Annotated in this window: 11 protein-coding genes and 3 tRNA genes; 6 read left to right on the top strand and 8 right to left on the bottom strand. The window is 71.0% G+C overall.

Features of this window, described 5'->3' with window-relative positions; genetic code table 11:
- Positions 1–279: 279 nt before the first annotated feature.
- The 3 genes from ACZ4N5_RS00290 (at position 280) to ACZ4N5_RS00280 (ending at position 4,894) form a co-directional block, all read left to right on the top strand.
- A complete protein-coding gene (locus ACZ4N5_RS00290; protein ID WP_467755372.1) occupies positions 280–2,127 on the top strand; it encodes a hypothetical protein in 1,848 nt (615 codons plus the stop codon).
- Positions 2,128–2,319: 192 nt separating this feature from the next.
- Positions 2,320–3,849 carry a N,N-dimethylformamidase beta subunit family domain-containing protein gene (locus ACZ4N5_RS00285; RefSeq protein WP_467754926.1) on the top strand — a complete coding sequence of 510 codons (1,530 nt, stop codon included), beginning with the start codon at positions 2,320–2,322 and terminating at the stop codon, positions 3,847–3,849.
- Between the two features lie 145 nt (positions 3,850–3,994).
- Entirely contained in the window at positions 3,995–4,894 is a 900-nt protein-coding gene (locus ACZ4N5_RS00280) for a phosphoribosylaminoimidazolesuccinocarboxamide synthase (protein WP_467754925.1), read from the top strand.
- A gap of 122 nt (positions 4,895–5,016) precedes the next feature.
- Here ACZ4N5_RS00280 and ACZ4N5_RS00275 read toward each other — a convergent pair.
- The 8 genes from ACZ4N5_RS00275 to ACZ4N5_RS00240 all read right to left on the bottom strand — a co-directional run bounded on the left by ACZ4N5_RS00275 (position 5,017) and on the right by ACZ4N5_RS00240 (position 9,946).
- A tRNA-Gly gene (locus tag ACZ4N5_RS00275) sits at positions 5,017–5,092 on the bottom strand.
- Between the two features lie 22 nt (positions 5,093–5,114).
- Positions 5,115–5,759, bottom strand: coding sequence for a response regulator (locus tag ACZ4N5_RS00270; protein WP_467754924.1), 645 nt, complete (start codon positions 5,757–5,759; stop codon positions 5,115–5,117).
- Entirely contained in the window at positions 5,756–7,129 is a 1,374-nt protein-coding gene (locus ACZ4N5_RS00265; RefSeq protein WP_467755371.1) for a sensor histidine kinase, read from the bottom strand. Before ACZ4N5_RS00265 ends, ACZ4N5_RS00270 begins: the two co-directional genes overlap by 4 nt.
- A 20-nt stretch (positions 7,130–7,149) precedes the next feature.
- Complete coding sequence (locus ACZ4N5_RS00260) at positions 7,150–7,953, bottom strand: ABC transporter permease (RefSeq protein WP_467754923.1); 804 nt, start codon at positions 7,951–7,953, stop codon at positions 7,150–7,152.
- Complete coding sequence (locus ACZ4N5_RS00255) at positions 7,950–9,029, bottom strand: ABC transporter ATP-binding protein (RefSeq protein ID WP_467754922.1); 1,080 nt, start codon at positions 9,027–9,029, stop codon at positions 7,950–7,952. Before ACZ4N5_RS00255 ends, ACZ4N5_RS00260 begins: the two co-directional genes overlap by 4 nt.
- Positions 9,030–9,263: 234 nt before the next feature.
- Positions 9,264–9,339: transfer RNA gene (locus ACZ4N5_RS00250), tRNA-Gly, on the bottom strand.
- Between the two features lie 79 nt (positions 9,340–9,418).
- Positions 9,419–9,490, bottom strand: a tRNA-Gly gene (locus ACZ4N5_RS00245).
- 138 nt (positions 9,491–9,628) lie between these two features.
- The gene (locus ACZ4N5_RS00240; RefSeq protein WP_401329398.1) at positions 9,629–9,946 is read right to left on the bottom strand and encodes a histone-like nucleoid-structuring protein Lsr2; all 318 of its coding nucleotides are present in this window, start codon (positions 9,944–9,946) and stop codon (positions 9,629–9,631) included.
- Positions 9,947–10,307: 361 nt separating this feature from the next.
- Between ACZ4N5_RS00240 and purS the strand changes: the two genes are divergently transcribed.
- The 3 genes from purS to purL are packed head-to-tail and all read left to right on the top strand — an operon-like array spanning position 10,308 to position 13,521.
- Positions 10,308–10,571, top strand: coding sequence for a phosphoribosylformylglycinamidine synthase subunit PurS (gene purS / locus ACZ4N5_RS00235; protein ID WP_005482678.1), 264 nt, complete (start codon positions 10,308–10,310; stop codon positions 10,569–10,571).
- On the top strand, positions 10,568–11,248 hold the full coding sequence (gene purQ, locus ACZ4N5_RS00230) for a phosphoribosylformylglycinamidine synthase subunit PurQ (protein ID WP_385402599.1): 681 nt from the start codon (positions 10,568–10,570) through the stop codon (positions 11,246–11,248). The genes purS and purQ overlap by 4 nt, the downstream gene beginning before the upstream one ends.
- Positions 11,245–13,521, top strand: a complete 2,277-nt coding sequence (gene purL, locus ACZ4N5_RS00225) for a phosphoribosylformylglycinamidine synthase subunit PurL (RefSeq protein WP_467754921.1) — start codon at positions 11,245–11,247, stop codon at positions 13,519–13,521. The genes purQ and purL overlap by 4 nt, the downstream gene beginning before the upstream one ends.
- Positions 13,522–13,926 lie beyond the last annotated feature (405 nt).

Here is a 13,926-nt window from a genome sequence, read left to right as displayed (position 1 = left end):
GGTTTCTGTACGGAACCGGGGGCCCGCCCAGGGCCCCCCGTCATCCACCTTTCCCCAGAGCCATTCCATCGAGTGACCGATGGCCTATCCGGCTGACTGGGGCCGGGGCCCCAACTAGGGTGCGGCGAAAGCATTCCGGCACTTGGCCCACCGGCATTGCGATGTCGGTGGCGGGTGCCACAGTGGGGGAGTGACCAACGCCAGGGCATCCGTCGGCACCGGCCGTGAAAAGGTCGGGGCCCGGCGGACAATAGGGGGTGACGTCCGGTCGTGACCGGTATGGGTGTGGAGGTGGGCGCGCAGACCGCGCGCTCCCGGGCTCTCGCTGTGCTGCGCGTCCGCAGCAGGGCGCTGGCCGTCGCCCTGCTGCCCGCGGCCGTGGCCGTCGTGCTGCTCGTCGGTGGCTCCACCGGCCGCATCACCGGCAGGCCCTGGGGGATCGCGCGGTGGATCGTGACGGTCCTCGCCGTTGTCGCCCTTGTCGCGGCGGCGGGCATCGCGCTGGTCGTGGCCCGCTCCAGGCCGGCGATGAGCCCCACGGTCCCGATCTCCGAGGATTCGGCCCCCGATCTCTATCGGATGGTCCGTGACCTGGCCGACCGTCTCGACGTTCCGGCCCCGTCGGCGATAGCGCTCACTCCCGACTGCGACAGCTGGCTGGAGGACCGCACCCACCGGGCGCACCGCCGGTTCTCGTCGGGCGGCGTGGACGAGCCGGCCGGCCCGGACGGCCGACGCGGAAGTCTGGTCGCGGGCCACCCGGTCCCCGCGCTGACGAACCGAGCCCGCCGGGTCTCCGCCGCCCCCGTCCTCGTCATCGGTTCCCCCTTCCTGTGGTGGATGCGGGTCGGCGAGCTGCGGGCGGTCCTCGCCCCGGTCGTCGCCGGTACGGGCCCGTCGGCGCACCCGGACATAGCTGCGGCCCGCCGTTTCGTCAGGGGTCTGGACGCGGCCGTGGCCGTGACCTCGGCCCCCGGGCACGGCCCGCTGTCCCGCACGGTCCTGGCCGGTGTGGGCTGGGTGACCCGTCTCCTGCTGCGCAGCTGCCGGGTCCATGCGGCCGAGATGGAGCGAGGGGTGGCGTCCGCGGCGGCCGAGCGCGCACAGGCTGTGGACTACGGCGTGCGGATCGTCGCCCAGGAACAGGTGGGTCTGGCGTACGCGGGCTGGGACCGCCTGCTGACCCGCGTCGCACTGCCCGCCTGGCGGATGGGCCGCTGGCCCTCCAGGCTGGACGTCGGCGTCGTCGCCGCGCTGACCGAACTGTCCCGCCGCGACCGGCTGGCCGAGGGCTTCACCTCCCGTCTCGGTGAACGCCCCGCCTGCGACCTGCTCGAAGAGCCCGGCACGGTGGACGAGGCGGCCTCGCTGCTCGCCGCCCGGCTGTTCCACGGCGGTCCCGCCGAGGCCGGCCCCGACTGGGCGCCGGTCGACTGGCAGGACTATCCGGACGAGGTCGTCGACCGCAAGTGGCGCACCGACGCGGCCCGACTCCACCGTGTCCTGGACGCGCTCGGCGTCCGGCACCCCGCCGACCCCGCGCTGCCCGAGGCGGACGGACCGACCCTGGCCCGCGTGCTGGACCACCTGTCCGCACCGCCGGGAGCCACTCCTGCCCCGGATCGGGACCCCGGAGCCGCCCTCGCGGTCCACCGCACGGACGCGTACGGGGAGATGGGGATCGCCGAGAGCGACGATCCGGACCTCGCCGTGGGGAACGAGCGGTCGGCGGCCCTCGCGGCCGGGCTCACCGCGGAAGTGGCCCGCGAGGAGGCGTCCGCCCCGGCGGCGCCCCCGCCCTCCGGAGGTGCCGAGCAACAGGGCCCCGACCACGCCCTCTGGGACGACCGGATGCTTCCGCTGTTCCCCCTCCAGCCACCCAGGACCGGTCGTGAGCTGCTGGCCGACCATGTCACGGCGATGGTCTGCTGCGCCGCGATGGACACCGCCGGGGCGGCCCCCGGACTCGACTGGCTGGACGGCCCGTCCCTCCTCGTCGCCGGTGAACGGGCCGCCGACCTCGGCCCCCGGGTCCTCACCCTCATAGAGACCGGGGACCCCACGCCCCTGCGGGACTGGCTCCGCCATCTCGGCGTCCGCCCGGAGAAACCGGTCCGCCTGGTCTGACGACCGTCCACCCGGCCCCACCCGGCCCCAACCACTCGCAGTCGGCTCGGCCCAGGCGGAGCCATCCGTTCCACTCACGCCAATTCGCGACGAACGGTGACGGACTGCGTGCGTAATGTGATGTGCTGGGACCGATCGCACACAGCGCAAGGGCTTACCAGTACGACGGGGGCACGAGGGAGGGGAGCAGGCATGGGGTCGGAGCAGATCCGCCGCTGGGAGTCGGGAGCACTCGCGCACGCCGTCACGGATCCCTTCGGCCAGGGCCCCGTTCCCTGGCTCCGCGGCAGTGAGACCTATTTCGACGACACGGGCCATGTCGTCCCGTGGTACCTGGACACCGACGCGCCCCAGGCGCCCCACCCGGCGACCGAGCCCTCCCGGATCCCGGCCCCGCGCTCCACCTCAGGCACCCGCGCGCGCACCGGTCCCGGAGGTCCCCGTTCCGCGGACGACGTCCACCGCCAGATCAAGGGCTTCACCACCACGGGTGCCGCCGCCCCCGGCGAGTCCATCGACTTCCATGTCACGGTCGACCCGCCGCAGGAGTTCAGCGTCGACATCTACCGCATCGGCCACTACGGCGGCGACGGCGCCAGCAAGATCACCACGAGCCCCCGGCTCTCCGGCATCGTCCAGCCGCCGCCGCTCACCGCCGACCGCACCGTCTCCTGCCATCACTGGTGGCTGTCCTGGCGCCTGCAGATTCCTTCCTACTGGAGCGTCGGCGCCTATGTCGCCGTCCTCACCACCGTCGACGGCTACCGCTCCCACGTTCCTTTCACCGTCCGCAACCACCAGACGGCCGACCTGCTCCTGCTGCTCCCGGACATCACCTGGCAGGCGTACAACCTGTACCCGGAGGACGGCCACACCGGCGCCAGCCTCTACCACGCGTGGGACGAGAACGGCCGACTGCTCGGCGAGGCCGACGCCGCGACGACCGTCTCGTTCGACCGCCCGTACGCGGGCGCGGGTCTCCCCCTCCATGTGGGGCACGCCTACGACTTCATCCGCTGGGCGGAACGTTACGGTTACGACCTCGCCTACGCCGACGCCCGTGATCTGCACGCCGGCCGCGTCGACCCCACCCGCTACCGCGGTCTGGTCTTCCCGGGCCACGACGAGTACTGGTCGCCGCAGATGCGCCGCACCGCGGAACTCGCCCGCGAACACGGCACCTCGCTCGTCTTCCTCTCCGCCAACACCATGTACTGGCAGGTGGAGTTGGGGCCGTCCCCGTCGGGCGTCGCCGACCGGCTGCTGACCTGCCGCAAACGCCGGGGTCCGGGCAGGCCCGCCCTGTGGCGGGAGATCGACCGCCCGGAGCAGCAGCTCATCGGCATCCAGTACGCGGGACGGGTTCCCGAGCCGCACCCCCTCATCGTGCGCAACGCCGACCACTGGCTGTGGGAGGCGACCGGCGCGCACGACGGTGAGGAACTGGCAGGCATGGTCGCCGGTGAGGCGGACCGTTACTTCCCGCGCACCCCGCTGCCGGAGCACCAGGACCGGATCCTGCTCGCGCACTCCCCGTACCCGGACAGCGAGGGCACCCTCCGCCATCAGGAGACCTCGCTCTACCGGGCCCCGTCCGGCGCCCTGGTCTTCGCATCCGGAACGTTCGCGTGGTCTCCGGCCCTCGACCGCCCCGGCCACGTCGACCCCCGTATCCAGCGGGCGACGGCCAATCTCCTCGACCGCATCTGCAAACACGACTGAGACAGGACCGGGGAAGCCCCGCCGGGGCGCCTCGCGACACACCCGCACCGCGGGCCCCCGCACCCGCTCATCACGCCCCCTGTCCAAACCCGCTCGCCCCATACGGGAGAATCGAGGCAGTTGGACATAACCACGGGGAGGAACCGTGTCCGGATTCGTCGAAAAGCCCGAGCCCCTCCAGGTGCCGGGTCTGGTACATCTGCACACCGGCAAGGTGCGCGACCTGTACCAGAACGAGGCGGGCGACCTCGTGATGGTCGCCAGCGACCGCATCTCCGCCTACGACTGGGTTCTCCCCACCGAGATCCCCGACAAGGGCCGCACGCTCACCCAGCTCTCCCTGTGGTGGTTCGACCAGCTCTCCGAACTGGCGCCCAACCATGTGCTGAGCACCGAACTCCCGCCGGGCGCCCCGGCCGACTGGGCCGGCCGCACCCTGATCTGCAAGTCCCTGCGGATGGCTCCCGTCGAATGCGTCGCCCGCGGCTATCTGACCGGCTCGGGCCTCGTCGAGTACAACGAGTCCCGCACGGTCTGCGGCCTCGCGCTCCCCGAGGGCCTCGTCGACGGCTCGGAACTCCCCGCGCCGATCTTCACCCCCGCGACCAAGGCCGCGGTCGGCGAGCACGACGAGAACGTGTCGTACGAGGAGGTCGCCCGTCAGGTCGGCCCCGACACAGCCGCCGAGCTGCGCCAGGCGACCCTCGCCGTCTACAGCCGCGCCCGCGACATCGCCCGCGACCGGGGCATCATCCTCGCGGACACCAAGTTCGAGTTCGGCTACGAGGGCGACACGCTCGTCCTCGCCGACGAGGTGCTGACCCCGGACTCCTCGCGCTTCTGGCCCGCCGACGCGTGGGAGCCGGGCCACGCGCAGCCGTCGTTCGACAAGCAGTACGTCCGCGACTGGCTGACCTCCGCGGAGTCGGGCTGGGACCGCAAGAGCGAGCAGCCGCCGCCCGCCCTGCCCGAGCACGTCGTCGAGGCCACCCGCGCCAAGTACATCGAGGCGTACGAGCGCCTGACGGGCCTCAGCTGGTCCTGACCCCACCCCGGGCCCGGCCACCGGCCGGGCCCGGCAGCCAGCCGAGCCGACGGTCCGAAGGATGTCCCGTCCCGGCCGGAGCACACGAAGAAGCCCCCGACCACAGGCCGGGGGCTTCTTTTTGGAGCGGACGACCAGGTTCGAACTGGCGACCTCAACCTTGGCAAGGTTGCGCTCTACCAACTGAGCTACGTCCGCATGCGCCGTGGCGCGACAGCCACTATACCCAACCTCGCTCCCGAGCGAGACGCACGGCCGCGTGGCGGTTCTCCGCACCCAGCTTGGAGGCGGCCGACGACAGGTAGTTCCGTACGGTCCCCTGGGACAGCGCGGCCCGCTCCGCGATCTCCGCCACGGGCGCCCCGTCGGCGGCGAATTCGAGCACCTCGGCCTCGCGCGCGGTCAGTGGCGAGTCCCCGGCGGAGATCGCGTCGGCGGCCAACTCCGGGTCCACATAACGGTTTCCCGCGTGCACGGTCCGGATGATCTCCGCGAGTCGCCGCGCGCTGACCGTCTTCGGAACGAACCCGCGCACACCTGCCGCAAGCGCCCGCTTCAGATGGCCCGGCCGCCCGTGACTCGTCACGATCAGCACCTGGCAGCCGGGCAGTTCGGCCCGCAGGGATGTGGCCACGCTCACACCGTCGGCTCCGGGCATCTGAAGATCCAGGACGGCGACATCGGGCACATGCGCCCGCGCCATCGCCAGCGCCTCCGGTCCGGTCGCCGCCTCGGCCACCACGACCAGGTCGTCCTCCAGCCCGAGCAGCGCGGCCAGTGCTCCCCGGATCAGATGCTCGTCGTCGGCGAGCAGCAGTCGTACGGGGGACTCGGGCGTCGCCGCGCCGGGCGGTGCGGTCGTCATGGGGTGGCCTCTCTCACCTGGTGCGGAACGGACGAGGGCGACGATCCTCGCCGCGTCTCGTCGCTCCCCGAGTCCGAGCTCCTGTCTCCCGGACTGTCTCCGGGGCTGCCTCCGGGTCTGTCTCTGTCTCTGTCCGGGGACGCCGGCAGCGGTACCTCCGCCGCCAGCCGGAACACTCCGTCGCTCGCACCGGCCCGCAGCACCCCGTCCACCTCCCCCAACCGCTCCCGCAGCCCCACGAGCCCGGTCCCTCTCCGCCCGGGGTCGCCGTCCGGTCCGGGGCCCGGTCCCGGCTCGTCCGGCACCCCGTCGTTCTCGACGGTGAGCGTGACCCGCTCCTCCGTCACCCGCAGGGACAGCGCGCACCTCTTGGCGTCCCCGTGCCGCAGCACATTCGTGGTCGCCTCCCGGACGACCCAGCCGAGCGCCGACTGGACCTGCGCGGGCAGCTCCACGGCGGTGCCGGTGATGTCGCAGTCGATGCCCGCCGCGGTCAACACGCCCTGCGCGCCGGCCAGTTCGTTGGCCAGGTCGGCATCGCGGTAGCCGCGTACGACTTCACGCACCTCCCGCTGGGACTCCCGGGCGATCCGCTGCACCTCGGTCATCTGGTCCACGGCCTCGGTCCGTCCACGTCGGGCCAGCTGCACGGCGAGTTCGCTCTTGAGGGCGATCACCGCGAGGTTGCGGCCCATCACGTCGTGCAGATCGCGGCCGAAGCGCAGCCGTTCCTCGGCGACGGCGAGCCGGGCGCGGGTCTCGCGGGCCTCGTCGAGTTCGTAGACGGCGTTGAGCAGCCAGACGGAGAAGGCCGCGGTGAACGTGAGGAAACCGGCGGTCAGCAGGGCCAGGAAGGCGGTGACCAGCGCGGCGGGGCCCGGGAAGCCGAGGGGCAAGGAGAGCGCGCCGGCCCCCGCGGCCGCGCCGAGCACGGCGTACGTCATGCGCCGCCTGTCGCGTGTCCCGAGCGCGACCGTGCCCGTGCCGAACGCGGTGACGCCGACGAGTACCGAGGAGGCGACCAGGAACTCGCCGTCGCTCGCCGGGCGCCAGGGGGTGCCGGAGAGGACGGCACCCACGACGGCCACCGCGCAGGTGCTCACGGCCAGCGCGAGCAGCGTCCGCCTGGGCTGTTCCCGGGTGCCGCGCGTCCAGTCCAGCGCCTGCGAGGCGGTCACCGCACAGAACACGGAGTGCCCGCACACCAGCAGGAACAGCGTCCAGGACCGTCCCGTCGACACGTTCCCGAAGACGGGCAGTCCGATCGAAGCGGCCTCGATCAGGGCGAAGAAGTGGAACGACCACCGTGTGTACGTCTCGACCTTCGCCGGTGTGCTCTTGCCCCGCCACCAGCCGGACGGCCTGCTCATGCCCACCCCCGCGTCCGTGGTCACCGCCGCGGCTCCCAGCGGAACCACCGTCGTACAGCAAACACCGCGATCACGGTCCAGGCCACCGCCATGAAGAGAGCGCCCGCGGTGTCGTGGGCGGAGAGGTGCCCGGTCCAGCCGCCGCGGATCAGGGTGATCACCGGGGTGAGGGGCAGCAGTTCGCAGAACGGGGCCATGCCGCCGGGCAGCATCTCCAGGGGGATGAAGGTCCCGGAGCCGACCAGCGACACCAGTGTCAGGGGGGTGGCCGCGACCTGGGCGCCCTCGACGCTCTTGCTGAAGCTCGCGGTGACGGCGGCGAGCGCCGGCCAGGTGACGAGCGCCGACAGCAGCCCCAGCAGGACGAGTTGGGGTTCCTTGGGCGCCCCGACGCCGAGCGTCACCTGGTAGGCGACGGTCAGGATCAGGCATTGGGCGAGACCGATCGCGACCGAGGGCAGTGCGGCGCCCGCGAGGATCTCCACGTCCCGCAGCTCCCCGGTGCGCAGTCGCTTGAGGACGAGTTCTTCGCGGCGGGCCGCGTACACGCTCACCAGGGAGCTGTAGACGGCGAAGAGCAGCGAGAAGCCGATGGAGGAGGGGAGCAGGATCGATGCGACGGTGAGTCCGGTGCCCTTCAGATCCATCGTGTCGACGGTCGAGCGGAGCATGAACGGCATGACCAGCGGCACGAACACCGCTGCGGCGAGGGTCGCCTTGGTGCGGCCCAGCAGCGTCAGCTCGGCGCGTGCCAGTGCTCTCGTCCGTCCTGCGGCCGTGGTCCCGGCCGTGCCGGCGCCGGTGGTGACTGCCGTTCCGCTCATGCCGCTGTCCCCCTCTTCCGCGCTTTCGCGGCGGTCCTGTCGTTCCGGGCGTCCGAGGCCGTCGCCTTCCGGGACTGCCCGGCCTTCTTCCGGGCGTCCGAGGCCGGTTCCGCGCTCCTCGGCCCGTTCGCGCCGTGCGCCGCCGCCTCCCGCGCGATCCGCAGGAACGCCTCCTCCAGGGAGGCCGAGCGCACATCGAGCCCCCGCAGCTCGACCCGTGCCCGCTCTGCCCACACCAGCAGGGCGGTGGCCGTCCGCTGCAGCTCGTCGGTGCGCAGCCTGATCACCCGGCCCGCCGTCTCATGGCTGATCACACCGAGTTCCGGCAGCGGGGGCAGGTCGCCGGGGAAGTAGCCGTCGGGCAGCTCGAAGGAGACGTGCGACGGCTGGGAGGCGGTCACCTCGGCCGGAGTGCCGATGGCCGCGATGCGTCCTTCGTGGAGGATCGCCAGCCGGTCGGCGAGCACCTCCGCCTCTTCCAGGTAGTGGGTGGTCAGCAGGACCGTGGTCCCGCTGTCGCGCAGTTCGCGGACCAACTCCCAGGTGCTCCGGCGGCCTTCCACGTCGAGTCCGGTCGTGGGCTCGTCGAGGAAGAGGACCTCGGGGCCGCCGAGGAGCGCGAGTGCCAGGTCCAGGCGCCGCTTCTCACCGCCGGACAACTGCTTCACACGGACGTCGCAGCGGTGCGCGAGACCGACCCTGTCCAGCGCCTGTTCCATGGGCCGGGCCCCGCTGGTGCAGGCCGCCCACATCCGCGTGGTCTCCGCGACCGTCAGTTCGGAAGGGAAGCCGCCCTCCTGGAGCATCACGCCGATACGGGGGCGCACAGCCGCCCGGTCCGCGTACGGATCGTGCCCGAGGACCCGCACGCGCCCGCCGGCCGGGGGAGCGAGACCCTCGATCAGCTCGACCGTGGATGTCTTGCCGGCGCCATTGGTGCCGAGGAGGGCGAAGAGCTCACCGCGGCCCACGGAGAAGGTGACTCCGCGCACCGCCTCGAAATCCCTTCCGTCGCCCCCGTACACACGGCGCAGATCAGTGACCTCAATCACGTCGTCCTGCTCGTTCGTGTTCATGAAATCAGCGTCCCGGCGGACGGGTTCCGGCAGCAGTGCGGGTTGTCATCACTCCGCATGACAAATGTCAGACGGCGTCCCGGCGCGACCGGGCGGCGATACGCGGGGAGGGGGACACGGAGGCGATACGCGGGAGGACATCGATACCGGTGCGGACATCCGCGGCCGGGCGAAGACGCCGGCACACACGAACACGAGAAAGACCCCGGTCGACTGACCGGGGTCTTTGCTTCCTGGAGCGGACGACGAGGCTCGAACTCGCGACCTCAACCTTGGCAAGGTTGCGCTCTACCAACTGAGCTACGTCCGCATTGCCTCCGACCAGCTTCCACCGATCGGCGCGAGCACCACCTTACCTGATCAACAAGCGCGATCGGTAAGGGATGCAGAGCGGGTGACAGGAATTGCACACTGCGCCTTCCCCCTGGAAGGGGGATGTTCTGCTACTGAACTACACCCGCACGACCCTGGGGTTCCGGCTTTTCGGCCTGGCCCCTCGGCGTGTTCCAGACTCTAGCTGATCCGGCGGGGGTCAGCGCAAGTCGGTTGTTCCAGGGGTCCGGTGGAGGGGTCTCGCGGCACCCGGCTCGGGGGCCGGCTCAGTGCGCCTCGGCGAACGCCTCGTAGACCTTCTTGGGGATCCGACCACGCGGCGGCACGTCCATCTTGTTGGATCGGGCCCAGGCGCGGACCGCGGCCGGGTCGGGCGTCAGCGCGGTGTGCGTGTACGCCTTCCCGGACTTCGACTGCTTGCGGCCGGCCTCGACGTACGGCTCGAGCGCCTTACGCAGTTCCTTGGCATTGGCTGGATTGAGGTCGATCTCGTACGACTTGCCGTCGAGTCCGAAGGCGATCGTTTCCGCCGCTTCCGAGCCGTCGATGTCGTCAAAGAGAGTGACCACGACACGCTGCGCCACGAATATCGGTCCCTTCGTGCGGCACCTCTGCGATCAACGGTCATGACGTGCGCGGACGTCACGGAGTTGTCGGAGAGATGTCGACTGTCCGGCTGTTATTGAGCAAAGTATCGGCTATTGCCAATTCCTTTGTACAGTGCCCGGCATTGCATTGTGAAGCCCGACTAAATCCCCCCGCGTGTCCGTAGGCAATGGGGTCCTGCCGCTCTTCTGCGGTTTTTCCCAGGATTTTCCGTCCACGCCCCCGCGTCGATGCGGGATCGTGATCGGGGTCACGTAGGATTCTACGAATCTACGCGAGTAGAAATTTTGTACGGGTAGTCTGAAGGGACCTGCTCAGCACCACACACCGGGAGTGCCAGTGGCACGCGTCGTAGTCGACGTCATGCTCAAGCCGGAGATCCTCGACCCCCAGGGCCAGGCGGTGCAGCGTGCACTGCCGCGCCTCGGTTTCGAAGGTGTCTCCGACGTCCGTCAGGGAAAGCGATTCGAACTGGAAGTGGACGGACCGGTGGACGACGCCGCGCTCGCCCGCATCCATGAACTGGCGGAATCCTTCCTCGCCAACACCGTGATCGAGGACTTCACCGTCAAGGTCGAGGAAGTCGCGGAGGCCGGAAAGTGACCGCTCGTATTGGAGTCGTCACCTTTCCGGGCAGCCTCGACGACCGCGACACGCAGCGCGCGATCAGGCTGGCGGGCGCCGAACCCGTAGCTCTCTGGCACAAGGACAAGGACCTCAAGCAGGTCGACGCCGTAGTGCTGCCCGGCGGTTTCTCGTACGGCGACTATCTGCGGGCGGGTGCCATCTCGCGCTTCTCGCCGGTGATGGAGACCGTCATCGAGCAGGCGAAGTCCGGAATGCCGGTTCTCGGCATCTGCAACGGCTTCCAGGTCCTCACCGAGGCGCACCTTCTCCCCGGCGCGATGCTCGGCAACAACCACCTCCACTTCATCTGCCGTGACCAGAAGCTGCGGGTGGAGAACGCGGGGACCGCCTGGACCGCCGACTACACGGCCGGCCAGGAGATCCACATCCCGCTGAAGAACATGGACGGGCGGTACGTCGCCGACGAGCACACGCTCGACATGCTGGAGGCCGAGGGCCGGGTCGCGTTCCGTTACGTGGACGTCAACCCGAACGGCTCGCTGCGCGACATCGCCGGCATCACGAACGAGGCCGGCAACGTCGTCGGTCTGATGCCGCACCCGGAGCACGCCGTCGAGCCCCTCGTCGGCTCCGGCCGCACCGACGGCCTCCCCTTCTTCACCTCGATCCTCAAGAAGCTGGTCAACGCATGAGCCGCACGCCTCTGGACACGGTCGAGAACGCGGCCGCGACCCCCGACGTCGAGCTGCCCTGGGCCGAACTGGGCCTGAAGAAGGACGAGTACGAGCGCGTCGTCGAGATCCTCGGCCGCCGGCCCACCGGCGCCGAGCTCGCCATGTACTCCGTCATGTGGTCCGAGCACTGCTCGTACAAGTCCTCGAAGGTCCACCTCCGCCAGTTCGGCGAGAAGGCACCGCAGAGCGACGCGCTGCTCGTCGGCATCGGCGAGAACGCCGGTGTCGTCGACGTCGGCCAGGGCTACGCGGTCACCTTCAAGGTCGAGTCGCACAACCACCCGTCGTACGTCGAGCCCTACCAGGGCGCGGCCACCGGCGTCGGCGGCATCGTGCGCGACATCATCGCCATGGGCGCCCGGCCGGTCGCGGTCGTCGACCCGCTGCGCTTCGGCGCGGCCGACCACCCCGACACCAAGCGCGTCCTGCCGGGCGTCGTCGCGGGCATCGGCGGCTACGGCAACTGTCTGGGCCTGCCCAACATCGGCGGCGAGGTCGTCTTCGACGCCTGCTACCAGGGCAACCCGCTGGTCAACGCCGGCGCCATCGGCGTCATGCGGCACGAGGACATCCACCTCGCGAAGGCGTCCGGCACGGGCAACAAGGTCATCCTGTACGGGGCCCGCACGGGCGGTGACGGCATCGGCGGCGCGTCGATCCTCGCCTCGGAGACCTTCGACGACGCCAAGCCGTCGAAGCGTCCCGCCGTCCAGGTCGGTGACCCCTTCCAGGAGAAGCTCCTCATCGAGTGCACCCTGGAGGCCTTCGCCGAGAAGCTGGTCGTCGGCATCCAGGACCTCGGCGCGGCCGGTCTGTCCTGCGCCACCAGCGAGCTCGCGTCCAACGGCTCCGGCGGCATGCGCGTCACCCTGGACGACGTACCGCTGCGCGACTCCACGCTCTCGCCCGAGGAAATCCTCATGAGCGAGTCGCAGGAACGCATGTGCGCGGTCGTCGAGCCGGAGAAGGTCGACCGGTTCCTGGAGATCTGCGACAAGTGGGACGTCATCGCCACCGTCATCGGTGAGGTCACCGACGGCGACCGCCTGGAGATCTTCTGGCACGGCGGCAAGATCGTCGACGTCGACCCGCGCACGGTCGCCCACGACGGCCCGGTCTACGAGCGCCCCTACGCCCGCCCGTCCTGGCAGGACGCGCTCCAGGCGGACGACGCGAACAAGCTGCCCCGCCCGGCGACGAGCGAGGAGCTGAAGGACCAGGTCCTCCGACTGGTCTCCTCCCCGAACCAGGCCTCCAAGTCCTGGATCACCTCCCAGTACGACCACTTCGTGCAGGGCAACACGGTGCTGGCCCAGCCCGAGGACTCGGGCATGATCCGCATCGACGAGGAGACCGGGCTCGGCGTCGCCATCGCGACGGACGGCAACGGCCGCTACGCCAAGCTCGACCCGTACACGGGCGCGCAGCTGGCCCTCGCCGAGGCCTACCGCAACGTCGCGACGACCGGTGCCAAGCCGCTCGCCGTCTCCGACTGCCTGAACTTCGGCTCGCCCGAGGACCCGGCCGTCATGTGGCAGTTCGCCGAGGCGATCCGTGGGCTGGCCGACGCCTGCCAGCAGTTGGGCACCCCCGTGACCGGCGGCAACGTCTCGCTGTACAACCAGACCGGTGACGTCGCCATCCACCCGACTCCGGTCGTGGCCGTGCTGGGCGTCATCGACGACGTCGCCCGCCGCACCCCGGTCGCCTTCCAGGAAGAGGGCCAGCTCCTCTACCTGCTCGGCGACACCCGCGAGGAGTTCGGCGGTTCGGCCTGGTCGCAGGTCGTCCACGACCACCTCGGTGGTCTGCCGCCGAAGGTCGACCTGGAGCGCGAGCGGCTGCTCGCCGAGATCCTCATCTCGGCCTCCCGCGACGGCATGATCGACTCCGCGCACGACCTGTCCGACGGCGGCCTCATCCAGGCCGTGGTCGAGTCGGCGCTGCAGGGCGGCAAGGGCGCGCGGCTGATCGTCCCCGACGGTCTCGACGCGTTCACGTTCCTCTTCTCGGAGTCGGCGGGCCGCGCGGTCGTCGCCGTCCCGCGCTCGGAGGAGCTCCGCTTCAACGACATGTGCGGTGCCCGGGGTCTGCCCGTCACCCGCATCGGGGTCGTCGACGGCATCGAGTCCGACGCGACCGCCGTGGTCGACGTCCAGGGCGAGTTCGTGCTCTCCCTGGCCGAGCTGCGCACCGCACACGAGGGCACGATCCCGGCGCTGCTGGCGTAACCCGTCGGTCTCCGCGAAGGTCCCGCCCGTTTCGACGGGCGGGACCTTCGTCTTCTCGTCGCCTTCGTCACGCCGTCACGCCGGGACCGGCTCGGTCTCCCGGGGCGGGGCCGAGGGGTCCTTCGCGCGCCGGACCTGGGCAGGAGCACCACCGCCGGGCCGACGCCGGCGAGAGCATGGACGCCGTCGCGGCCGACGCGTCCCGGCTCGCCGATGGGCCTTCGCGCTGGTGGAACACGGACTCGCGGACTACGCCCGCAGACCCTGCGCCCGTACGGCCGTGGGTCCGTACCGGCGCTCGCTGCGCGCCCTGGTCTCCTGCCCCGGAAGACCGGGGCCGGTCCGGCCCTTCGCGTCGGACCGGACCGGACCGCGGCGAGGTGCTGTGCCAGGCGCCGCGGGCCC

This window comes from Streptomyces sp. NPDC026500 (assembly GCF_055567635.1).
The sequence above is the reverse complement of the archived record's forward strand: the minus strand, read 5'-3'. Positions and strand labels throughout refer to the sequence as shown.

Excerpts from the sequence above, each read along its gene's own strand:
- ACZ4N5_RS00290 (WP_467755372.1), top strand. The coding sequence starts at position 280 with ATGGGTGTGGAGGTGGGCGCGCAGACCGCGCGCTCCCGGGCTCTCGCT.
- ACZ4N5_RS00285 (WP_467754926.1), top strand. The coding sequence starts at position 2,320 with ATGGGGTCGGAGCAGATCCGCCGCTGGGAGTCGGGAGCACTCGCGCAC.
- ACZ4N5_RS00270 (WP_467754924.1), bottom strand. The coding sequence starts at position 5,759 with ATGACGACCGCACCGCCCGGCGCGGCGACGCCCGAGTCCCCCGTACGA.
- ACZ4N5_RS00265 (WP_467755371.1), bottom strand. The coding sequence starts at position 7,129 with ATGAGCAGGCCGTCCGGCTGGTGGCGGGGCAAGAGCACACCGGCGAAG.
- ACZ4N5_RS00260 (WP_467754923.1), bottom strand. The coding sequence starts at position 7,953 with ATGAGCGGAACGGCAGTCACCACCGGCGCCGGCACGGCCGGGACCACG.
- ACZ4N5_RS00255 (WP_467754922.1), bottom strand. The coding sequence starts at position 9,029 with ATGAACACGAACGAGCAGGACGACGTGATTGAGGTCACTGATCTGCGC.
- purL (WP_467754921.1), top strand. The coding sequence starts at position 11,245 with ATGAGCCGCACGCCTCTGGACACGGTCGAGAACGCGGCCGCGACCCCC.